The sequence below is a fragment of the Candidatus Nitrosocosmicus sp. FF01 genome, from assembly GCF_047711275.1.
In the GTDB taxonomy this organism is placed as follows: Archaea; Thermoproteota; Nitrososphaeria; order Nitrososphaerales; family Nitrososphaeraceae; genus Nitrosocosmicus.
This window is the reverse complement of the sequence record NZ_JBLNIG010000001.1, coordinates 687,825-710,403: the sequence shown is the minus strand read 5'-3', so window position 1 is coordinate 710,403 and position 22,579 is coordinate 687,825. Positions and strand designations below refer to the sequence as shown.

The following is a 22,579-nucleotide window of genomic DNA, read 5'->3' as shown; positions in this document are numbered from 1 at the left end:
TACTGACTAAAGGACTATATACTGAAGTCATTTTCTGGTCTTATTTAAATTCTGTACGGTTAACCTAAAATTTCTAATTCTTCATATTGGCCCTTAACGGCTAGTAGTAATAGATCCTCTTCAAAAATCAATAACCAATCACTAAGCCCTTGAATAGGCAGTTTTCTCACGAAAATACGTGAATCCTTTAGGGTTGTTTGAACGTAGACAAAAGGAGGATAGTCTTGTCCGGATTTCAACCGAATTAGATCGCTTTGAAGCTTTATTCCTCTTGTTCCAGCTTGAATGTTTAGTTTTCTGATGTTTCCATCTCTATCTTGGATTTTTGCAGTTACATAGCTTTGGCCAATGTCAAAATCTAAATTAAATGATAGTTTCACCTTGCAATCCTTACTGTGTGGAACCTGACTGTGAAGAACTTCAGATTCTTCATCAAAAAAGAGGGGCTTGCTCAATGACTAAATTGCATCATATCTAGTTTAAAAGAACTTTCACGGATTTGTAAAAATTAATAGAGAAGATCTTCAAGTGATAAAATAAAAAAAGTTAAAGAACTTTGGTCCGTTCGGGTCCATAAGAAAAGTTATTAGTAGATGAGAAAAAATTCAAAGCTAGACTATTATAATTGCTGCTATGACCACAGACAATCGAAATATAATCGCCACCATCCAAAGCTAGCATATTTACTAATCCCCAATGTTAATATTTGAAGGCTTGTTAATAAAAATCTGCAGAGCGAGAGCGAGAGCGAGAAAAAGGTCATGTGAAATCTATAATGCCAGAGGATAAAGTAACTATCAGAAATTTAACTTATCAAGATATCGATGGCGTAGTCGAATTACAAGAAAAATCGTTTCCCTCAATGTTTGAAGAAGGAAGCGTTTGGAAGGATTACCATTTAAAGAGCCACATAGATATTTTCCCCGATGGACAATTCTGTGCAGTTTATAAAGACAAGATAATAGGGTCTTCCAGTAGCCTTATCGTAAAATTAGAATCAGAATATGAAATTCATACGTTTAGCCAAGTGACAGGAAACAGCTTGTTTACAACTCATTCTCCAGTCTTAGGCGATTCTCTGTATGGGGCAGATGTGTCAGTGCATCCTTCGTTTCGACGACTAGGTTTGGCATCAAAATTTTATAGAAAAAGAAAGGACTTGGCAATCAAGCTAAACTTGAGAAGGATAATAGCGGGCGGTAGGCTTGTCAATTACTACAAGTACGCTAACAAAATTTCAGCTGAAGAGTATGTTAATGCAATTTTGAACAAAAAACTTACTGACCCGGTTTTATCTTTTCAATTGAGAAATGGATTTAGATTCATAAAGATTCTGCCAAATTATCTTAAAGATTCAACTTCATTAAACAATGCAACATTTATTGAATGGATTAATCCATACTTCAAAAAGTGACTCAAACTATCATCGACTGTCATATACATGTCAATGGCTATGAAAGTTTGAAAGATCTTTCTCTCAAAGAAAGAATAGATGCTCTTTTGAATACTATGAAATCAAACAACGTGGATCAAGCCATCATATTATCGTCATATATTGTCAATGAACAGAGGCCTTCAACTTCCGAGATACTTGCGGCCATAGACAAGTATGATAATTTACATGTTGTTGCAGGATTTTCAATTAGCAATCACGATGAAAGCATTATAGAAGAATATCGACAGCATCTTAAAAATGGTAAAATCAAGGGTCTAAAAATTTATCCTGGTTATGAACATTATTATCCATATGATCCAAACTATCAAAAAGTTATGGACCTATGCATTGAGTACGATGTTCCTCTAATGATACACACTGGAGATACATATACTCCTAAGGGTAAAATAAGGTATGCCCACCCGATAAATGTCGATGATGTGGCCGTTGATAATCCCGAGTTAAAAATAATAATCTGTCATTTGGGGAACCCGTGGTTTTTGGATTGTCAGGAAATAATCTATAAAAATAAGAACGTGTATGCAGATATTTCGGGGCTTGTATTAGGCGACTTTACGGAATTTTATGAAAAATATTTGGTTGGAAAGATTACAGATTTTTTGAACTATGCTGGTGAGCCCAAATATCTTTTGTATGGAACAGATTGGCCAATATCAAGTATGAAATCTTATTTAAATTTCGTTTCAAAGTTAGATCTCAATGATCAGGAACGAGAACTGATAATGCGCAAAAATTCAGAGAGGTTGTTTAAATTATAATCTCGGATCGTGTAACAATATCTAGCGAAACTGAATTGTAAGTTATCCTATGTTGTTATCATACGATTAAACTGAGAAAATAAGATGATTCTAACGAGTTTGTTTTAACCGGTAGAAGTAGTGTTTTGTAAATTACTAGTTGTCGTTGTGGAATTTATAGCAGCTATAGAGTTGCTACCTGTTTGGCTACCAGTGGTACCTCCTGTAGTACCGCTTGTCTGACTGCCTGTTTCACCAGCGCCTGATGTTGAACCAGAACCGGTGCTACCAGTGGTACCTCCTGTAGTACCGCTTGTCTGACTGCCTGTTTCACCAGCGCCTGATGTTGAACCAGAACCGGTGCTACCAGTGGTACCTCCTGTAGTACCGCTTGTCTGACTGCCAGTTTCACCAGCGCCTGATGTTGAACCAGAACCGGTGCTACCAGTTTCACCAGCGCCTGATGTTGAACCAGAACCGGTGCTACCAGTTTCACCAGCGCCTGATGTTGAACCAGAACCGGTGCTACCAGTGGTACCTCCTGTAGTACCGCTTGTCTGACTGCCTGTTTCACCAGCGCCTGATGTTGAACCAGAACCGGTGCTACCAGTGGTACCTCCTGTAGTACCGCTTGTCTGACTGCCTGTTTCACCAGCGCCTGATGTTGAACCAGAACCGGTGCTACCAGTTTCACCAGCGCCTGATGTTGAACCAGAACCGGTGCTACCAGTTTCACCAGCGCCTGATGTTGAACCAGAACCGGTGCTACCAGTTTCACCAGCGCCTGATGTTGAACCAGAACCGGTGCTACCAGTTTCACCAGCGCCTGATGTTGAACCAGAACCGGTGCTACCAGTTTCACCAGCGCCTGATGTTGAACCAGAACCGGTGCTACCAGTGGTACCTCCTGTAGTACCGCTTGTCTGACTGCCAGTTTCACCAGCGCCTGATGTTGAACCAGAACCGGTGCTACCAGTGGTACCTCCTGTAGTACCGCTTGTCTGACTGCCAGTTTCACCAGCGCCTGATGTTGAACCAGAACCGGTGCTACCAGTGGTACCTCCTGTAGTACCGCTTGTCTGACTGCCTGTTTCACCAGCGCCTGATGTTGAACCAGAACCGGTGCTACCAGTTTCACCAGCGCCTGATGTTGAACCAGAACCGGTGCTACCAGTGGTACCTCCTGTAGTACCGCTTGTCTGACTGCCTGTTTCACCAGCGCCTGATGTTGAACCAGAACCGGTGCTACCAGTTTCACCAGCGCCTGATGTTGAACCAGAACCGGTGCTACCAGTGGTACCTCCTGTAGTACCGCTTGTCTGACTGCCTGTTTCACCAGCGCCTGATGTTGAACCAGAACCGGTGCTACCAGTTTCACCAGCGCCTGATGTTGAACCAGAACCGGTGCTACCTGTTTCACCAGCGCCTGATGTTGAACCAGAACCGGTGCTACCTGTTTCACCAGCGCCTGATGTTGAACCAGAACCGGTGCTACCAGTGGTACCTCCTGTAGTACCGCTTGTCTGACTGCCTGTTTCACCAGCGCCTGATGTTGAACCAGAACCGATGCTACCTGTTTCACCAGCGCCTGATGTTGAACCAGAACCGGTGCTACCTGTTTCACCAGCGCCTGATGTTGAACCAGAACCGGTGCTACCAGTGGTACCTCCTGTAGTACCGCTTGTCTGACTGCCTGTTTCACCAGCGCCTGATGTTGAACCAGAACCGATGCTACCAGTTTCACCAGCGCCTGATGTTGAACCAGAACCGGTGCTGTCAGAGGAACTATCGCTTCCACTTCCACTTCCACTGCTGTCAGAGGAACTATCGCTTCCACTTCCACTTCCACTGCTGTCAGAGGAACTATCGCTTCCACTTCCACTTCCACTGCTGTCAGAGGAACTATCGCTTCCACTTCCACTTCCACTTCCACTGCTGTCAGAGGAACTATCGCTTCCACTTCCACTTCCACTGCTGTCAGAGGAACTATCGCTTCCACTTCCACTTCCACTGCTGTCAGAGGAACTATCGCTTCCACCAGAATCTTGTCCAGCAGAGATACTTCCTTCATTATTCTGACTTTGAACTGCTACATTGTTTCCCGATCCTAGACCACTTATGATATCGTCAGTCGCAGTAGGCGATGCTGAAGAAGATTCATCCGATTCTACCTCAGGAGAATTAGTAAAAGCTTCGTTATTTGGAGCCAAATCGGTACTTTCCGGCTGTTCAGCTGATACGACCGGAGGTAAATTTGAATCTTGACTTGGTTGTTCATTTCCATAACATAGGCCATTTGGTAGTGAAACATTACAACTATTATGATAGTATTCATTGTCGTTAATGTTCGTCGGCAATCCATTGCCATTATTGATACCTATTTCGGTTTCGTGAACCAAATTATTGTATGTAATGTTGTTTCCATGGCTCTGACCATCGGTAAAGATTCCATTCACTGAATCTTGCACTGTGTTTAAATGTACATCATTGTTATTTGATTCGACCAATGTCATTCCAGCTAATGTATTAGACTCAAATAGGTTTGTTACAATTTCAGAATTAGATGAAGAATAACTAGCTACTCCGATGCTGTTGTTAGTCAATCTATTATCTGATATTGTAGAATCGCTAGAACCCGAAACAAATGCTCCAACATGATTGTCCTCCAGATCAAGAGAAGTTATATTAGTGTTCTCACTTCCAGTAACCAATACTCCTGCTTGGAAATCAGAAATACTACCAGGACCTTGAATGGTTACATTGTCCGTATCAGTCGCCATTATTCCAATCTTGGAACTATTTTGACTAGGTCCTGTCAAGGTAAAACCATTCAAGTCAACGGTTAGATCGTCTCCACTAACTAGAATCCCATCCGACTTACATTCGAGATTGGATGATAATACCACACTCTCATGGATTACTTGACCGCATGAAACGCTCGGTGCTGATTCTTCAACAGGTATATCACTGCCTCTGGGAGGGGTAACGGTAGATTCACTTGATTCTCCAAAATCATTACATATTACACTACTAATTGAATCATCAATCTCTCCGTTGTCTTCAGAACCTCCAACGCTGTTTACATTGGGTTGTGCAGTTGTTGAAGGTGAGATCACTTTGCCTGGTTTATTACTAGGCTTGACTGTTGAAATATCGCTTTGTTTATCATTGTCATTGTCAACGCTGCTAGTACCTGAGCCGCTGCTAGTACCTGAGCCACTGCTAGTACCTGAGCCGCTGCTAGTACCTGAGCCGCTGCTAGTACCTGAGCCGCTGCTAGTACCTGAGCCGCTGCTAGTACCTGAGCCGCTGCTAGTACCTGAGCCGCTGCTAGTACCTGAGCCGCTGCTAGTACCTGAGCCGCTGCTAGTACCTGAGCCGCTGCTATCATCAGAATTTCCAAAGCTGTTTACATTGGGTTGTGCAGTTGTTGAAGGTGAGATCACTTTGCCTGGTTTATTACTAGGCTTGACTGTTGAAATATCGCTTTGTTTATCATTGTCATTGTCAACGCTGCTAGTACCTGAGCCGCTGCTACCATCAGTATTTTCAAATAAATTTGTGTCTGTACCTGTAAGTTTGGCATTTTCAATTTCGTCACATACAAAATCAAAAATTGACCCTTGATACTCATTCTCATAGGTCTGAGCTGATATGGAGTTACTAAGAAATGTATTGGTAGAATTACATGTAACTAATAATACAAGTAAAAAACCCGATATTATGATTGTACTCTTGTTTGTCAATGTTTTTTTAATGTTTGTTTAGAAATATATCGATTAATGGTATTTGCTCTTGACAATAAATTATATAGTTTTTATCAATAGATTGTTCTTAAGGTAAATACATAACGAAACGGATTGGGTTATAATAATAGACTCTTTTCTAATAGATAGAATAAAGAGAATTCAGTATAGTTATGATTGAAACTCCCATAATGTTACTATTAATGATTGCTATAAGAATGTACATACTAAGAGTTAAGAATCTTTTTTGTTTTAGGTACATATTCGATACATAATCTTTCATGAAGCTATGAATAATTCTTCTAAATATACAGCGGAAATAAGATATTCGTACTTTGTATTATTATTCTTGAAAAGAGGAGGACAATAAAGATACTAATGTAAAGTATCTACCACGGTGATATAATCATACCTGTCTAAATTTACTAATCAATTACTACCTAAAACCAAATCTAAGATAATTTAATTAAAGTTGACATTAAAAAATTCATTATAAATTTTATTTCTTCGGTCTTTTTACTTTGGATAAAACTCTTATCTTTACATTATAAATTGGATCACCGTTCTGCAAGAATAAGTCGGATTTTGTAATTCCTACAACACTATTTTTTAACCTCACTTTAGTATCATCATCTAACAAATATTCATTCCATTTTTCTGAAGTGATCGAGAATGTCAATTCTTTATTGGAGCATGATTCAAGTTCTTCCTTCGTGTATATTCTTGAATGAGAAGCGCCTTTTGCTTTTTCTGAAAACACAAAAGATTGAATTGACTGAAAATCAAATTCATACTCACTAGATGGATTCGTCTTGGATGATTTTTTTACTCCTGTCAACACTACTCTACTTTTGAGCTTTGTATCGTCACTTAGAAGGTATGAATCCCAGTATTCCTTAATGACCTTAAAATCGATTGTGATAGAATCAGCCATCTGATTATGTAGAGGTTCAAACATTATTTTAATCAATACGCACCTATGATCTTTGAGTGGGCAAGACAAAAACGAGAAATCTCAATATTGAATCGATGATCCAATCCTGATGGAATCGGTTAGAAGTTTTTTTATCTTTATGATTAATTAGACGAAAAGAATTTGGCATGACCGGAAAAACTTACATAAAATTTGATAAATGGAATTGTAAATATCAAAGCTTCTTAAAGCTAAATTAATTTAGTAGGTTCTCAATCATGTGAAAAGGAATGCCAGTTTTGAAATATTCGTTGTCACGGTAACTTCCTTTTCAATACTTTTGGTTCTAATACAGTATTTTTATAACCCCCTTGGCGAAGCACTTGTTGCAATATTTTTGTTCGATATTATAGTTTCACTAATATTGACAGTTGACTTGATTTTGAGAGCAAGAGAATCAAACAAGCCGTTAAAATACGTGCTAAAACATGTTTATGAAATTCCCGCACTTATTCCAGTTTACGCTATATTTTTATTGAATGGAGAGACCATATTTGGAGCGGGTTTAAAAGGTCTTCGATTCATTCATATATTTAGAGTAATTCACACGCTATCTCGGATAATCATAGTATTTGATGAAATCAAGAATAGACTTGTCTTTATAATATTTTTATCAATAGCAACGGTAACTGCTGGAGCTTTGGGCGTATATGTTGTGGAGAGAAATGCCCCTGAAGCAACCATAACCAATTTAGGTGATGCTTTTTGGTGGGCGGTTGTAACAGTGACAACTGTAGGCTACGGGGATGTCTATCCTGTTACATTTGAAGGACGAGTGATTGCTACGGTTGTCATGATTGTAGGCATAGCAATATTGGGGATGTTAATTTCAACATTAGGAGCACAGCTACTAGAATCCAGGATAAAAAGTCAAAGTAAGAAAGAGGAAAATAACATCAAGGAATTAATCAAAAATAAGATTGACAGGATAGAAGGATTACAAAATGAAGAAATTGTGACACTTCTAAATCTAATTTCTAATCTTCATGGTAACCCGAGTCAAAGAAAAAGTCAAGAAAAAGCTGTTGAATGTCCCAAATGCAAGAATATAAATCCAGAGAATGTGGTTTATTGTTATAGGTGCGGAAATATCTTAACCACTGGTAACCCATAAAAGGTATTTTAGGGCTGGTGGTTCAGCCTGGTACGAACGTTCGATTCGCAATCGAGAGATCGCGGGTTCAAATCCCGCCCAGTCCACTTTTGGAGGTATTATTTGAAGCATTACCTATTTGATACTTAACAATAGCAATTTACTTGAATCAAATAGGTATTATCAAGGCATAACAGAGATTAGAAGATATAAAAACATTGTAAATAGAAAAACAAACAGACAATGTATCCTTCATGCCCCGCGTTAAATTTCTGTAAAACAAGACCGGCTCATTTAGGCCTTTGAATATTACCAACAGCTCGGTTTTTCATAGCGATTATTAACCGCATATATGATAAATAGAGATTAAGAGAATATGACTAAAAAACTGACTGCAATGACCAGAATGATGACTGAAATGACTAAAGAAATGAACATTCTTATTAGTTTGGCAAATCTATAAAATTCATGACCAAGGTTACAACCGAGCTTGTAGAAATGGTAACTCTTAGGTATCTCCATGCCAGTACAATGGATCATATTGCTCAAGAGACTGGACTCTCAAAGGGCACAATATTCAAAATTATCAAGACATGGGAAGATAGTATAGGAGGAAAAGGTATAGAAGATATACGTAGTTTTATCTCACTTGTAAAGAAGTCCAACATCTCCTTACAGGATTGTGCTTTAGGGTTTAGAATAGCAAATATGCTTAAACCATTGGAGATAAGAGACGAGTTTGATGAAAAAACAAAATGGTCCAGGGAAAGTAACAATGATGACGATACTACTAATCGCATTCTTTACTCTAAGGAGATTGGAGACTATATTAACAACAATCAGAATGAAAATAAAAAGCCTACAGAAAGAGTAGCGAATCTAATCATCAATTTTTTAGAAAATGTTTATCTTAACTGTAAAAAATATGATATCCAACCGCCAGCACTTGTAAGTTGGATGCAGGACCTGTTTGAGTTTTATTCATCTTCTATTGGCTATGAATATTCAGTCGACATTCATAAAGAGAGCAGCAGTCGTAGCCAGAAGGTTAATAATTCATCTCCATCATCACTTTATGGACAAGATCATGTTGATAGATATGACGATTCTGACCATGGCGAGAATACAAATCTTGGCTCTGCAAAAACTTCTGAAAACTTAAATAGAAAAATGAAAGGCGAAAGTCAAGAGTTAGAAATAGATACTGAGAAAAAAAGTTCGAGCAAGATAGTCTCGAGAGACATACCCTTTATCTCTCAAATAGCATACTATATCGAAGAAAAAAAAGAAGAAGTAAGAAATCTAAAGAATATCATAAAAACAATTTATCAGGATATCAATACAGCAAACGATAAAAAGAGTTCGATGCTATACGAACTTGAAAGTTTAGCAAATCAACAAAGAAATATGCTGACTTTTTTTCAATGGTATAGTAACCTGAAACAAGAATTGCAAAGCAAATCTAATGTAATCCTGGAGGAAGAAATTGATTCCTTTGCAAAAACAATTAATGATTTTAAAAACCATAACTATGATATACAATCAATATTAAAGGATTATAAAGAGATAGAATCACTCGGACAACAAATAAAGATTATTCAGAATATCATTACCACTTACCATCCCATTAAGGAAAACCTTTTGAATGAGGTAAACAAACTAGAAGAACAGATCAGTTTTTCAAAACAGACTATGAACACTTACAATGAACTATACAATGCAGGTTTCGGACTAAAGGAGCTCAAACAGCTTTCTAAAACCATTTTGGAAATATCACTGGCCAACAAGATAAGCCTGTTTGAAGGAGTATCAAAATTCCTGAAAGATGTAGAAGATCAGTACGACAACAAGCTCGGCTTTGAAAAGAAGGTAAGCGAGCTTAAAGCAGAAATGGAGAAATTGAAAGACGAGGTTCCCGAATATAGGCATTTTTTACAGATTCAAGGAATAGTGGGTCCCGTGTTAGATCATCTATCTAGTAACGGTGTAACCAACGACGATATTATAGGTATAAACTACTTCGTATCTCAATTTAAGAATGGTGATTTTCTTGCAGATCTATCTTATCAAAATAAAAGCAGCAACATATTAGGTAATAGCACTTCAAAAACTAATTACCAATATTGGGATAGATTCACACAAAAATTAAAGGAACTACGAAATCTTAACCTTGAAATACAAAAAAAGTCTGCAAGATTAAACAATCTAAACAAACAAATAAGTATTTTAGATGGCAATAGACAAAATCTAGATAGAGTTCTTTCAGACGCAGGTGCCAATCTAAATAATGTTTTAAATAAAATTGATCGATATACTGAATTCGGCAAATTATTTGATGAAATGAAAAATAGCAAGGTTTTGATACCATTCATAGTATTATTTCCAGTTTTCATTGAACATAGATCAAAAACCGGAAAATCAAAATACAAAAAGGATAAAAATGATATTCATAATCATGAATGATTTATCTTGTATAAATCTAATAGTTACTGTTTGAGTTTGTGTGATAGAATGTTTATGGCAATTATTTTCGGGTAGCGACATATATTGAGGGATGGGTGTTTAATATTGACTTTTATAGGCTAGTCGATATACGAATTAGCTAACCTAAAAAAAATAAAGACATAGAATACATAATGAATCCATTTTGAAATTCTTATCATTGATCATGATTGTTTTTATCATGTTAGAAGAATTTGATATTTTGTTATATATCGTTATATTGGTATTTACCTGATAAATACGACCATAAGGACATAATAAAAACTAATCTACGGGTACATTACGGTACTACAAACTTTATCATATTTTCTTACCCGTATAGTATTTATTTTGAATAATAGCTGAAAATATACTATAGGGTTCTATGGACACATATTTTATCGAATAGACAATTATTCCTAAAGACGACCTATAGATGTTAAGTTATTGGAAAATGTCTAAGTTGATGATAATATCTTATAAAGAGAACCACGCTAACTTAGAACATACAAATAACCATCCAAACCTACCTCAATGTCAGTTATACCACCAAATCCTCGTCTAGGTATCAATATCTGGTTTTCACTTGGCTTATCCACCTCCTTATCTAATGCTTACGTATTTTCGTTAAACCTGTCATCTACTAAAATATTGAAAATAGGTATACCCTCACTATCAGGAATAGTGATCCTCAATAAGATTATAAAAAAGGACTAAAATCTACAAAAGTTGCTTTCAATCAAAGTTTACTAATTTATTATCTGCGATATGTCACGATCGATGAGAGATTGCCTAAAACCAAAATTTTCTTATTCTGGTTTTATGGTTATTTTACATCCGCCTTTTCCTTCGAATGATACTAACAGCTTAGTGATCACGCCGGTTGTAATGACCCCTTCAACATACAGTTCAATACTATCTATTTTAAAACCTTCGAACCATTCCTTCAAGTCGCTGAGATTAGCCACAAGTTCTCCCATATTATCACGTACATTAAGACTTTGTAAACTTGCCTGGGCCCTAGGGGAGGACAAAAATGAAAGTTGAATCGATGATTTTGTTTTTTTAATTTTTTGGTTTTTATTTGAACTCATAGCCATTTTCAGTCTTATTGACCTAATAAACTTATAGTCGATTTATATGAATTAGCTTTATATCAAAAGTTCATTTGCTCTAATATTTTTAGAATATATTCTTTGGTTATTTGTTCGTTCAGCTTAATGAGATCTATCACATATTGAGTGATAAATATTGATATACATTGTATTCACTCTGCAAGTACTACTAAATTAAATTCATGTAATAGGCAAACTCAGTCTTAAATAGGATACATTAACAATATCCATTGCCATCAGAAAATCAAATTTGTTATTATCCTGATCCCGATTCATTTTTTGATTATACAATTCATTATAATTCCACGGTTAGATTAAAACAAAAAGCAAGACCTTTAATTTGTAATACCCTACTCTGGACTTATCTCTGAGTTGAATCAGAAAAAGGAAAGTAACATTGACTTGATAATACCAAAGTAATGAGAATATTTTTCTAGCTAGAAAGCATTTTGCATTTCTAGCAATATCAACCATTGAAAGAAATGAATTACTCCCCTGACCTTAAAGAAAATGAAAATTCAGGCTTTAATGCCTATTCTACTTGGTAGAATATCATGAATTGAAACCTGTAACAACAGCATTCGATTAAAAAAAGATAACAAAACGCCATGACTATAGGATAATTAGCGCTTAAATCAATGGTGGGTATTGTCTGTTATTATACATTGAATGGTAGCATTATTGAGAAATGCATAGGCAATCAACATTCATAAAATTTCTTGTATTATTTTTTTGTATCAATAAGTAAGTTAATACCTAAAGTAACAATTTAGTAGAATTCAACTAAAGACACTTGACTTCAGAATCAAGTTAATCTATAAATTATCAGAGAAATCTTTACCACTACCAAACTCCATTCATTTATCTGTGTATTATAGCAACTCAGATTTTTAAAAGAAACAACCCATCACTTTTGTTAGTTTAGTAAATTGCAAAATATAGAATATATAATAAAGAAGCTGACTATAGTTGACTTATACTTTAATATGATTACATTTGTATTCATATGTATTTAGAATGTTATCAAAAGTTTTTTCTTTTGCTCGCACACTGAAACATGGCACACATATTAAGTTCAGAGATAGGGAAACGGCGGCACTTATTTTGACCTCGGTCTTAAAGGACAAGGTCAAAAATATAGAAGATCCAAAAAAACAAGTCCTTGTCTTAGGAATACCACGAGGAGGGATAATCATGGCAAAGAAAATATCAGAAAAACTTGGTTGCTCGTTTGATTTCATAGTCCCCCTAAGATTGGTCGCTCCAAACGATCATGAACTAAGCATAGGTGCGGTTATGAGTGATTCGACTATTACATATCTCAATATGTCCTTAATAGAGGAGTTGGGAATTGAAGACAGTTACTTAAATAAAGAAAAGGAAAAGAAGTTAAAGGAAATAAACGAAAAAACTCGGAAATATTTATCAAGTCAAAATAATAAAAAATATAACAATAATTATATAAACGATGTCAATTCAACTGGAATGCTTGAGGAAAATGGTGGATATCTTCTAAAATACTCTAACCGGTGTAAGTTAGTAATATTAATAGACGACGGAGTTTTTTCTGGTGCATCGATTATTGTAGCGGCTCGATGGATAATAAAGAACTTGAGCCCACCAAAGGTAATTGTTAGCTCGCCAATAATACCAAAGGAGATTATTCCAACCATCAAACATGAAACTGTAAAAAGCATTGATGTAGTGTCCTTGATTTCCCCTAGTATCAACAGATTTAAGAATGTCGGAAATTATTACATCAACTATTTGCCAGTCAATGATGATGAAGTCATGAAGTGCCTAGGTAAAAACAACTACGGATAAAAGTGTTACAAGTTTTTCCGCCATTGCCTTGCAGCTATAACAAATCAATTTTTCTAACGGACCATAACCCGTGATCATATTATTAGGGAATAATACTAATTGTTCATTACACCTTGGATGATATATTCACATAAAACTATCTAGATAATAATGAAAAAATGGAGGTAAATATTTTATGGTCCGTTCATCATTTAATCGTAATATTGTAAGTCACGTCAGAGATAAAACTCGCTCCTGGATTTGCTCCAGATGGACCAAACATGTGACCCATAGATTCGATCTTGTATGTTCCAGCAGGCAACGGTTTCAACATGATATAATATCCATCAGTGACTGCTTGAGTAGGGCCAGGAGGATATCCTGCAATATTATTTTGAGGTAATTTTATATCAAAAATTGGCGATTGAAAACGGAACTTGTCATAGTCAGTTATGACCTCCACATCGTTCACCTTTAATTCTACAATTTTAACATTATCTTGGTCCCTCTTCGCAGCATCTCGCAGCTCTGCTTCTGTATGTATACCCGCCTCTTTAAAAGTAAATATTGCGTCTATAGGGCTTATCAGTATACTCTTTCCTTCTGGGATGGTACAATCTCTCTCCGCACCATTTTTATCCGACGTTCCAGCAAGGAACCAAACTGGTCCGGTTGCATTTTGACCTGTCGCACAGAATTGCCCAGTCTCGTCATTTGATGGGTTTACCTCTCCAGGTATACTAGCTAGCCATTTCATCCATTTTGCACTCCATTCCTCGTAACTAAGTCCATAAGGTTTTGAATCTGGTGGAAATACTTCGTAAGACGTGACCGCGTAAGATGACAATACCATACCAAATATCCCAAAAACTAATATTGTTAGCACTGCATTAGCTCTACATAGCAGGAGACTCATATTACATTGGTATTATAATATAGTATGCTAAAAACATTATTGGATTTATCACCCCTCTAGCGATATTATATGGCCTTTATCCATACGGCTTAATTCATGTCATTTTACTGCTAAAAAAGCACAAACTGTTTATATTAATGGTTGTTCTCTGAGATCAGAGAGTTACAGACCAAATAAATGTCAACCAATAGACAAATCGTAAAAAAGTCTTGGAATTATAAGAATAGGCTTATCAGCGGTCCAATTTTGAAGATTTTGATGATAGTAGTAATTGTGTTTTTATTGATTGATATATCTTCTCTCAGACTCTATGATTTGTTACCAAAGAGTACTTCTCCATTTGAAAAAAAGGTATTGGCAACTGGTCTTGCAGCCTTATTCATCTTTTCTCAGATATTCATATACTTGTATATCAATAATCAAAATATATCGTTTCTAAAAACAGGACAATTTAGAATAATACATCTGGCGATACTAGTTGTAAACGGCATTTTATCCTTGTTCATCATGAAAGTCATAGTTGAAATATGGCTTAAATCATATTATGAAATTTTACCAGTTAATATTATAGTGTGCTTGAGCTATGGTTTGGGTATTGCTATAACGGGCTATCTATCATTTAGATTCCTAATTTGGTTCAAATCGAGACATGATAAGACAATACTCCTTTACTTTATTTCTTCCGTTTTAATTTCAACGAGCGCCTTGATCATCCTGATATTTCTTAACTCGGTCTTAAATTTGCATACATTAGGCGTTCCCAGATTCGGGGGTACGGCACTGTATTTGAATATATTTCAAACAAATCTTGTTTCGGCATCTAATGCTCTTTCAACTGCTGCTTTCATTACAACGTGGCTTGCAACGGCAGTGTTGTTGAATTATAGATCTCACATACTTGGTTATGTTAAATATTGGATTATTATTTCTCTTCCTTTAGTCTATTTCCTAAGCCAATTTCTATCCTTGTTCACTGATATCTTTTTACCCTTGTTCCGAGATGATCCAGTTTTCTTTGGAATAATTTTATCAACAATCTTTACATTTAGTAAACTTGTTGGAGGCATTCTTTTTGGGTTTGCATTTTGGACAATGGCAAAGACTATAGCTGCCGAACTAGAGCTTCCAAAAAATCTAATCAGATTAGCTGGCTATGGATATGTAATTTTGTTTATGTCGACACAGACTATCTCATTTTCTGTCATCCCTTATCCTCCATATGGAGTCTTTACAATCCTCTTTTATGGATTAGCATCATATATGATACTTGTAGGAGTATTTTTTTCAGTCACTGTTATCTCACAAGATTCAAAGATGAGAAGCATGGTTAAGAGGGCGACTGAAACAGAACCCTCTCTGATTTCTGATATTTCATATGCTCAATTGGAACATGTAATAGAAAAGAGAACCATGAAATTAGTCAAAAAGATGACTACAGATTCTCTATCACAATCACTTCCACCTCAACCTGATATAGAAGACATCAAGTCTTATACACTATCAATTATAAATGAGATACAAACCTATAATGAACCTTACAAAACGATAATAGAAAGAGTAAAGGAAATGTTTCCTCTATCTCAAAATTTTTTATTATGTATAAGTTCAAATTCGCTTAAAATATTGGCAAATAATCTCTTGAATCTCTTTAAAGGTCAGGGCGAACCAGACCGTGAAAAGATGAACAAAAGGATCTGCATAATTACATCGATTAATCTAACCACAATAAAAATAGTAGAGGAATTGCTTTCATTGAAATTAGAGATCAAACATCTTTCAAGTTTAAATTTCAAAGAATTCATAATTTCAGATGTAGAAATTTTAGAAATAGTTTCTTCTGAAGATAATAAGCCTAGCCTAGAAAAAACAAACGACCCTCTCTCTATTAGTCGTTACCAAAAGCTATTTGAAGACCTGTGGACCGAGTCAACAGATGCCGCAGAACAAATAAAAAAATTAAAAGTTAACTTGTCTATGGATAAACTTAATGAACCAGAGACAATACAACATGAAAAAAATTACTAATTATGGCCACCGTTTTGAAGTAAAGTAGTACCGCAATCTAGACTCACTCTTGCCCTTCTCATAGCAACAGCATATAATAATGCGACTATTTTTGACATAGGTTCTGACTTTCACCTCCCTCTATTATTTAAACTTGTGCCTCAATATCATAGGTTACTTCTGTATTGAAGTCCCCGCCAATTATCTTCTCACCTTGTGCATTCTGTTGATATGTTTGTCCACCGGAGCCACCGAATCTAAGACTACGAATACCTTCTGGAGATACTTTAGCCCAGTAGCCCGTTGAGTAATAAACTTCTTTTGTCCCGGGTTCTTCTTCGAAACTGTTATTTTCAACAAAAACTATAGGGCCAACAGAGGTCTGCTTCTTTATCGGACGCGCTTCTACTTCATTTATAAAAAATCTAACCTTTGGGGCTTCGCCCAGGAGTTCTTCTGCAGCATCAAAACTTATTTCAGAAGCTGCTACAAAGACTGGAATTAAAAGGTCCATACCACTGGCTATTGCAGCTTTAAGTGGACGGGTAACTACATCCCTTCCGCCAGCACCAGCCGTACATGAAAGACAAAATACATGGACGTTAACCGGCTGGCCTTTAATGTTATAATCTCGACCCTCCTTTGCCCACTCTCTGGCGAAGGGAGTACTTGCCATGGAAAACTGCGAAGCCCAATTCCACCATGCTTTTATTTCTTCGTCAGTTGGTTCTTTTATAGTTATGTCACTAGTCTCCGACAAGCTTTGACCTCCTATTTACACAAATTTGGGTTTTATTGCCTAATCCGTATGATTCTATCATATTTGTTCGTTAATATCCTTCCTTATAAACATGACTCCAATACAATAGATTTTTCGCAACTGAGCCCTTCTTCAATGTTAGAATCAGAATGATGAGGTCAATGAGCCACCGTAATGTTGTACTTTGCTTCAATTGTTACAGTGCCGGCTTTACAAGAACCCAAGGTTTCAATTGTATGAAAGCCTTTGGAAAGAGGTTTTAAAAAAAGCCAGTATCCTTCAGCAGCGCCTCTCGTATGACCAGGAATCCCTTTTGTTATATTATTTGTCGGAAGTGTAACGTCAAATAATGGGGAACGAATTCTAAGTTTTTTCAGATCATCCTCAATAAATTCCATCTGATCTATAGTAGCTGTCAATTTAGTAATCTTATCCATTTCGCTAGTGGCTAATTTGACTAGATCTTCTTCACTCTTAATTTCCGGCTCGTCGGCCAACGTTGCTCCATAATTTAAAATTGGTATCAGCAATGCTTTATCACTCGGAACTGTGCATTTTCGAAGAACGGTTTTTTTATCATTTACAGTGTCCATGGTGGATGCCAAAAACCAAACGGGTCCTGATTGTTTTGTTTCGCAGCAACCATTTGTTGTTTCAGTAATCGGATTATCATATGTTGGTATTGACAGAAGCCATTGCCACCAATTAGCTGTCCATTCATTAAAACTTTTATTGAAGGGACGCGAGTCTATTGGATATGTTAACAAATCGATATTAATCTTTCTCTTCAACTCCGCTCTTTACATTCCAAATTATTACAAGAATTTGCAATGCCATTAGTAAAATTATCTTTGTTAATAAACACTTCGGAGGAGTTGAAATTGCGAATAACATATTGCCTCGTACCTAGTATTATTTAGACGATGAAAAAACTTTAACAAATGATCCTTTTTTTGCCGCGGGGTCAAAAAAGAAGGTCGCATTTCCATGATATGCGACCCTTTTACAGCAAGATACTATGCTATATAGGTATTTGCATGAGTCCTCATATTGAATTTGTTTATTTACTACCCTGATCAATTTTGATGGAATTTGAATAGAGAGCATATGAATTCATTATCGCTCTTTGTTGTAGTCAATTATGCCTAACATTCACACAGTCATTCCTATGAAGATTGACATCGTCAAGCAAGGCGGTAGAGGCTACCCTATAATTAAGCAAAAATACTTACCATAGATATGTCTAATCCTGCCTCGTCTATTTCTGATCAATTTGAGATAAGATGTTGGCAATATAACTTAGCATAAGACCAAGTTTTTTAAGATTAGAAAATTATTTATAATTTTCAATTTAAAGAAGAAACATGTCGACGATGTTTTTTGTTGCGATAGTATATTTCAGTACTATCAATTATTTTGTCAGCATCCCCATCTTATTCACAACAAAATATCAAATCATTTGATCAAAGGTTGATTGAAGAAATATCCATTAACAATGTATCTCTTCCGAATTCTACTAATTCGTCAAATTTGATTTCAAATTCTACGCTTCTTGATCTACCAAGAAACTCAAGCCTCTCACAGATTCAAGCCGGCAATGAATCAATTAGTAAATTATACAATAGTTCTTTACAAAACATGGGAGCCAGTGCAGAAAAAACACGTCAAAACTTAACTGACATTCTATCAATCCTGAAATGAAATCTATTTTTACTTTAACAAGTATAATCACGATCGTAATACTCTCAGAGTATGATACAATTTGATAACTGACACGAAACCACAAATAATATAAAGGATGACAAAAACCCAAAAATAGGCATCAAAAACAAAAAAGGGATCAAATTTTGCCCATATTGACAGCATGAGTACGCTATAAATGACATAAATCCATAGTGGTGATGAAGTTAATAGCGCTTTTACTTTTTTTGATGATGTAGAGTAAAGAATAAGGGGATTAATTTTATCGATTATATCGCCAGATGGGATATGTTCCTTCTTTAGCCTTATAGTATCGCATAATAGATATAAGAAAGCAACATAAAAGAATGCAAGTACGACGGGGGAGAAAACTAGAATCTCCTCAAAACCGAGAGCAATACTCCCAACCGGAGTACCTATATCCCCTATTCTTTTTGTGATAGAAGAAATTAGATTTTCTGTTACTAAGATATCGCCTTCAACCTTCGTTAGATTGGATTTAAAGGATAAGAGTAGTTCCCGTAATGATGCTTGTGTATTTTCGATTGAATCACTTTGGATTGTATTAGTTCCTCCTAAAAAGATAGATAAAATTATCTTAGGCAAATCCTTTTCAAAGTAATCCTTTGTTAATTGACTTAGCTCTTCTGGAATTTTTAAGAATGAGGAAATTGAATTGGATCTTTCTACTACTTCTTTGTAATCAGACTGTAAAAGATTTTGTAATGTAACAATTCTTGTCTGAATACCTAATTTCCAATCATCAGATATAGATTGAAAACTTGCGGATATTATCGAATTACTTTGGTTCTTTATTAGATAATCATATTCATTCTCTGTCATACGATGAATATTGCATCTAAAGAAGTCACCAGTAATTAAAAATGAATCACATGTTGGATATATGCTTTTTCCAGTAAGTATCATTTCACTTATTCTTTTCGAAATATTTTTAAAATCGTTATTTATCAAAGGCTCAGCAATTTGCCCATAAGTTTGAAAATAATTAAATAAACTACTATTAAAATTACTGAAGCGGTCAAACTCGGCCTGAAACTGAATCTTTTCTTCTTTTAAATCCTTTAAATGTTCTAATGACAAGTAATACGGTATAAAAACAAATAATAGTAACAAAATAGAAATTCCAAGCATTACCATAAATATTCTATTGGTCAGTATGGATTTTTTTATGTATTCGTCTCTGAATTTCCCAATATCATCGCTATTTACCAACTGTTTTCAAATGTTAGTTAATATATTTATCTTTATCTTTATCTTAAATATGTGTTATAACTAATAGTTCCATTCCTTTGTAAAGTACTTAATCTTCGTATACAGATCTTGTATGCTGTTATCGATAAAAAGAGATAGATCGTATATTTTAGTTGAAAAGCTTTTTTTGTTGAACGCATCAGATTCAGATAACAGTTCTTCATTGCAGGATGAAAAAATCTGAATTTGAAAATGATGATGTATGATATGGTCGTCATATACCACCTAACAATCAAAAAAATTCTTTGTTTTTCCGAGTTTTTCTTGTACTATTGGATTATATTTGAATATGATTATTACTTTGTAATTAAATCACGTTTTAATCATTCGTAGATAGTTATAAAGTGTTATTTATATTAGGTTCATAATCACCGAAAAAATCTTTTATACAATATAATCAATCTGAAGTTATTGTCAAGTAACAGAAATGTAGCTATCATAAGAAAGAATATCAGCAATTACTTGCCCAATGAATTATTGGATTTTAGAAATGCAATGGAAAAATTTATGGCTATTAGGGACAATAGAGGCTATAATCACATTGCGGGATTTCATGGAGCACCAGACTTTTATTGCTGGCATCACCAAAGAAACGATAAAAGTGTTCTTAGAGCAAGACTTTTTCTTCCATGGCATCGAGCTTATCTCAAATATTTGGAAGATCACTTGCGTGATCATGACGCAAGAGTTTCTCAACCCTGGTGGGACCCTACTTCGCCCCTATCACATCAGGAAGGATTACCAAAAGATTATAGTGTGGTCTCTGTGAATAAAAAGCAAAACCCTTTAAACAAATTCCACATTTTTGTACCAAAGGCCTCGGTAAAGGGATTGCCCAATATTTCACTAGATGAAGATACCTTCCGAGATCCTAGTCCTCCTGAAGAACTGCCTGAGCCCGCGGTCGTAGATTCTTTATATGAGGAAGAAGACTACGGCATATTTAGTGACAAATTAGAGGATTTTCATGATAGAATTCATGTTTGGTGCGGAGGTTCAATGGCAGATGTATTGACGGCTGGCTTTGACCCCATTTTTTATGCGCATCATTGCAACATTGATAGGATTTGGTGGATATGGCAACTTCGACACGGAAATTCAACCATGCCCAGTAATATACTTGATCTACCACTACCGCCTTTCAATTACACTGTAAAGGATGTTCTGAATATATATAACCTTGGATATGATTACGCCACAGCAAGTGCAGAGGTAATAACAGGTTGACCAAAATGGCAAAAAAAAGAAGTAACAAAAAAAACTCAAGGAAGGTTGACAAACAAAGTAATCGCAAGGTAGGCAATATTTTTACTAGTCCCTCCATCAAGTTAAATTGGGAAAAAGAAGAAAATGAATTCTATAGGGCTGATATTGAATTTTTTGGAATTGACATATCTGGTCCTTCCTACGAGGGAAGAGTTTTTCTGAATAATCCAAATGCAAATGAAAACACTGATCTTAGCTTAGAGAGTGGGTATGCAGGTTCGTTCTATATTTTTGGACATGGAGGCTGTTATGGTGATGAGGGACACTGTGAAATTAAGCAACGTAGAACTTTTGATTCAAGAACTGAACACGATCTGACCCCTGCATACAAATCTATGATTGCTACCGATGCTATTAAGAGAATTTTAAGAACTACTAGGGAAATAGTATTAAGTGTGGTTCCTATTACGGCAAGAAGCGGTAGAATGAGTGATGCTAAAGAAATTGTGTTCATAGACCAAATTAGAATAAGCTGTTATGAAAATTATTCAAAGTTAAATAAGTAGGCAATGTACACTAATCCAAGATTTTGGACAATGTTAAGATAAAAATAGAGAAGAAATCTGAAAACAACATTGATCCCTCATATTCTATGATCATTACCGCTGATGGGAAGGTACAATATAATGGAGTAAGAAATGTTAAAGCACAAGGTCATCGAGTCATCCAGATATCTCAAGCAGATGTTTTAGAAATGGTAGACAGATTCAAAATGATTTATTTTTTTTCATTAAAGGATAAATACGTATCTGACAACCAAAATGAACCGATGACAATTGTTTCAATTCAGGTAAATGACAAATTCAAACAGATAGAATTTTCAAAATATAGCAGAGCTCCTCATAGCTTGAATAATTTAATCAGCCAGATACAAATGATTACCAAAACTAGAGAACTAATAGAATAAATATCATCTACTGACTGCGATTCGATGACGATTCTCTTCGGAATGAATAAGAATCAATTTCTAGATTCAATAGCTAAAATTAATATTTAATTGGATTTAAGTCGCTTAGATTATTTAAATTTCAAGAGTGTTTGAATAATTTGAGCTAAACACACACGACTAAGCAAGTTGTTCAATGAAAAGATAAATAACAAAATCATAATATTGGTCCCATTGATATTGCCAATTTTCATCGAATATATCTCAACAAACAATAAATCAAAAAAGATGGATACGATAGTGATAAATTATAAACGATTAATCTTGTATAAATCTAATATTTAATGTCTATGTTTCATGTCATATACGG

The 22,579-nt window shown here is 35.5% G+C and carries 18 protein-coding genes and 1 tRNA gene; 11 read left to right on the top strand and 8 right to left on the bottom strand.

The genetic code is table 11. The features are described from left to right. Window positions 1-59: 59 nt before the first annotated feature. On the bottom strand, window positions 60-455 hold the full coding sequence (locus ACMT7R_RS03860; protein ID WP_415310110.1) for a hypothetical protein: 396 nt from the start codon (window positions 453-455) through the stop codon (window positions 60-62). Between the two features lie 320 nt (window positions 456-775). On the opposite strand from ACMT7R_RS03860, the gene ACMT7R_RS03855 reads away from it, so the two are divergent. Next, entirely contained in the window at window positions 776-1,414 is a 639-nt protein-coding gene (locus ACMT7R_RS03855) for a GNAT family N-acetyltransferase (protein WP_415310109.1), read from the top strand. After that, window positions 1,411-2,214: an amidohydrolase family protein gene (locus tag ACMT7R_RS03850; protein WP_415310108.1), complete on the top strand. Its 804-nt coding sequence runs from the start codon at window positions 1,411-1,413 to the stop codon at window positions 2,212-2,214. The genes ACMT7R_RS03855 and ACMT7R_RS03850 overlap by 4 nt, the downstream gene beginning before the upstream one ends. A 104-nt stretch (window positions 2,215-2,318) precedes the next feature. Here ACMT7R_RS03850 and ACMT7R_RS03845 read toward each other — a convergent pair whose 3' ends face one another. Together ACMT7R_RS03845 and ACMT7R_RS03840 are read right to left on the bottom strand one after the other, a co-directional pair. Continuing rightward, the gene (locus ACMT7R_RS03845) at window positions 2,319-5,939 is read right to left on the bottom strand and encodes a hypothetical protein (RefSeq protein ID WP_415310107.1); all 3,621 of its coding nucleotides are present in this window, start codon (window positions 5,937-5,939) and stop codon (window positions 2,319-2,321) included. 499 nt (window positions 5,940-6,438) lie between these two features. Continuing rightward, on the bottom strand, window positions 6,439-6,873 hold the full coding sequence (locus ACMT7R_RS03840; protein ID WP_415310106.1) for a hypothetical protein: 435 nt from the start codon (window positions 6,871-6,873) through the stop codon (window positions 6,439-6,441). 259 nt (window positions 6,874-7,132) lie between these two features. On the opposite strand from ACMT7R_RS03840, the gene ACMT7R_RS03835 reads away from it, so the two are divergent. The 3 genes from ACMT7R_RS03835 to ACMT7R_RS03825 all read left to right on the top strand — a co-directional run bounded on the left by ACMT7R_RS03835 (window position 7,133) and on the right by ACMT7R_RS03825 (window position 10,468). Next, complete coding sequence (locus ACMT7R_RS03835) at window positions 7,133-8,026, top strand: potassium channel family protein (RefSeq protein ID WP_415310105.1); 894 nt, start codon at window positions 7,133-7,135, stop codon at window positions 8,024-8,026. Between the two features lie 11 nt (window positions 8,027-8,037). Further along, window positions 8,038-8,112: transfer RNA gene (locus ACMT7R_RS03830), tRNA-Ala, on the top strand. A 361-nt stretch (window positions 8,113-8,473) separates the two neighbouring features. Further along, window positions 8,474-10,468, top strand: a complete 1,995-nt coding sequence (locus ACMT7R_RS03825; protein ID WP_415310104.1) for a hypothetical protein — start codon at window positions 8,474-8,476, stop codon at window positions 10,466-10,468. A gap of 827 nt (window positions 10,469-11,295) precedes the next feature. On the opposite strand, the gene ACMT7R_RS03820 is transcribed toward ACMT7R_RS03825, so the two are convergent. Then, on the bottom strand, window positions 11,296-11,580 hold the full coding sequence (locus tag ACMT7R_RS03820) for a hypothetical protein (RefSeq protein ID WP_415310103.1): 285 nt from the start codon (window positions 11,578-11,580) through the stop codon (window positions 11,296-11,298). A 1,038-nt stretch (window positions 11,581-12,618) separates the two neighbouring features. Between ACMT7R_RS03820 and ACMT7R_RS03815 the strand changes: the two genes are divergently transcribed. After that, window positions 12,619-13,425 carry a hypothetical protein gene (locus ACMT7R_RS03815; protein ID WP_415310102.1) on the top strand — a complete coding sequence of 269 codons (807 nt, stop codon included), beginning with the start codon at window positions 12,619-12,621 and terminating at the stop codon, window positions 13,423-13,425. Between the two features lie 187 nt (window positions 13,426-13,612). On the opposite strand, the gene ACMT7R_RS03810 is transcribed toward ACMT7R_RS03815, so the two are convergent. After that, window positions 13,613-14,257, bottom strand: coding sequence for a hypothetical protein (locus ACMT7R_RS03810; protein WP_415310101.1), 645 nt, complete (start codon window positions 14,255-14,257; stop codon window positions 13,613-13,615). 240 nt (window positions 14,258-14,497) lie between these two features. Between ACMT7R_RS03810 and ACMT7R_RS03805 the strand changes: the two genes are divergently transcribed. Continuing rightward, on the top strand, window positions 14,498-16,345 hold the full coding sequence (locus ACMT7R_RS03805; protein ID WP_415310100.1) for a hypothetical protein: 1,848 nt from the start codon (window positions 14,498-14,500) through the stop codon (window positions 16,343-16,345). Window positions 16,346-16,472: 127 nt separating this feature from the next. On the opposite strand, the gene ACMT7R_RS03800 is transcribed toward ACMT7R_RS03805, so the two are convergent. Together ACMT7R_RS03800 and ACMT7R_RS03795 are read right to left on the bottom strand one after the other, a co-directional pair. Beyond that, entirely contained in the window at window positions 16,473-17,084 is a 612-nt protein-coding gene (locus ACMT7R_RS03800) for a hypothetical protein (protein WP_415310099.1), read from the bottom strand. A 158-nt stretch (window positions 17,085-17,242) separates the two neighbouring features. Further along, window positions 17,243-17,875 (bottom strand): hypothetical protein, encoded by a 633-nt coding sequence (locus ACMT7R_RS03795; RefSeq protein ID WP_415310098.1) that lies wholly within the window; start codon window positions 17,873-17,875, stop codon window positions 17,243-17,245. A gap of 625 nt (window positions 17,876-18,500) precedes the next feature. Here ACMT7R_RS03795 and ACMT7R_RS03790 point away from each other — a divergent pair. Then, window positions 18,501-18,785 (top strand): hypothetical protein, encoded by a 285-nt coding sequence (locus ACMT7R_RS03790; protein WP_415310097.1) that lies wholly within the window; start codon window positions 18,501-18,503, stop codon window positions 18,783-18,785. Window positions 18,786-18,812: 27 nt separating this feature from the next. Here the strand turns inward: ACMT7R_RS03790 and ACMT7R_RS03785 are convergent, their stop codons facing one another. Next, window positions 18,813-20,018, bottom strand: coding sequence for a hypothetical protein (locus ACMT7R_RS03785; RefSeq protein ID WP_415310096.1), 1,206 nt, complete (start codon window positions 20,016-20,018; stop codon window positions 18,813-18,815). Between the two features lie 450 nt (window positions 20,019-20,468). On the opposite strand from ACMT7R_RS03785, the gene ACMT7R_RS03780 reads away from it, so the two are divergent. The 3 genes from ACMT7R_RS03780 to ACMT7R_RS03770 are packed head-to-tail and all read left to right on the top strand — an operon-like array spanning window position 20,469 to window position 22,230. Further along, window positions 20,469-21,284, top strand: coding sequence for a tyrosinase family protein (locus tag ACMT7R_RS03780; protein WP_415310095.1), 816 nt, complete (start codon window positions 20,469-20,471; stop codon window positions 21,282-21,284). Between the two features lie 5 nt (window positions 21,285-21,289). Continuing rightward, entirely contained in the window at window positions 21,290-21,829 is a 540-nt protein-coding gene (locus ACMT7R_RS03775) for a hypothetical protein (RefSeq protein ID WP_415310094.1), read from the top strand. A 23-nt stretch (window positions 21,830-21,852) separates the two neighbouring features. After that, complete coding sequence (locus tag ACMT7R_RS03770) at window positions 21,853-22,230, top strand: DUF6438 domain-containing protein (RefSeq protein WP_415310093.1); 378 nt, start codon at window positions 21,853-21,855, stop codon at window positions 22,228-22,230. Window positions 22,231-22,579: the final 349 nt, after the last annotated feature.